Origin of the sequence: Salinimicrobium marinum, from assembly GCF_014651535.1 — a bacterium.
Taxonomy (GTDB): domain Bacteria; phylum Bacteroidota; class Bacteroidia; order Flavobacteriales; family Flavobacteriaceae; genus Salinimicrobium; species Salinimicrobium marinum.
This window is the reverse complement of sequence record NZ_BMXB01000049.1, coordinates 1-1049: the sequence shown is the minus strand read 5'-3', so window position 1 is coordinate 1049 and position 1049 is coordinate 1. Positions and strand designations below refer to the sequence as shown.

The 1049-nt window shown below is 48.6% G+C and carries 1 protein-coding gene; it reads left to right on the top strand.

Annotated elements, in window-relative coordinates; genetic code table 11:
- Positions 1–21 precede the first annotated feature (21 nt).
- Positions 22–1049: DUF4082 domain-containing protein (locus IE056_RS18305; protein WP_229793822.1), on the top strand; the 1028-nt coding region annotated here is incomplete at its 3' end.

The following is a 1049-nucleotide window of genomic DNA, read 5'->3' as shown; positions in this document are numbered from 1 at the left end:
GGTTCCCCCTTACAAGTGGGAATGAAATTCCGCAGTTCAGAAAACGGGTTTATTACTGGAGTGCGTTTTTACAAGCAGTCGGGAAATACAGGCGTCCATACTGGGCAGCTTTATAGCCGCAACGGGAATTTATTGGCGGAAGCTGTTTTCTCCAACGAGACGTCTTCTGGCTGGCAGGAGGTGGCTTTTTCTTCTGCGGTACCGGTTACGGCAGGAACCACTTATGTGGTTTCCTACCATAGCAGTGGGGGATTTTACTCGGCTGATAATCCCTACTTTTCCTCTGCTGCGGAGAATGGTCCCCTGACCGGGCTTCAAACAGGAGTAGATGGCGCCAACGGAGTATACACTTATAGCACCACCCCCTCTTTTCCTACACAGAATTATCAGAGTAGTAACTACTGGGTAGATGTTGTATTTAACACCACTGCCCTGGTGAACCTTCCTCCCGAGGTGAGTTTGACCTCACCTGCAGGGGGGAGTTCTTTTGAGGCTCCTGCCATGATAAGTTTGGATGCATCAGCTTCAGATCCGGATGGTGCTGTTGCCAAAGTGGAATTCTTCCAGGGAAGTACCTTAATAGGAGAAGATACTTCCAGTCCCTATAGCTTTAGCTGGCAGAATGTAGCGGCAGGGAATTACAGTATTACAGCAAAGGCAACAGATGACAAAGGAAGGGAAACCACCTCTGCTGAAGTGCTTATTTCTGTCACTCCCGACCCGGCCAGTTTCGCCTGCCCCTGCACGGTATTTAATCCTGACGATGCCCCTAGCGGTGGATTTTATGAAGGAGCACCCTTACAGCTGGGAATGAAATTTAGAAGTTCGATAGATGGTTATGTCACCGGGGTTCGTTTTTATAAAGAAACAGGGAATACGGGGACACATACGGGCCAGCTTTACAGTCGGAACGGAAACCTTCTTGCTGAGGCTGTGTTTAACAGTGAAACAGCCTCAGGCTGGCAGGAGGTATCATTTGCTTCTCCTGTGCCTGTGACGGCCAACACTACTTATGTGATTTCATATCACAGTAGTAATGGCTTTTATTC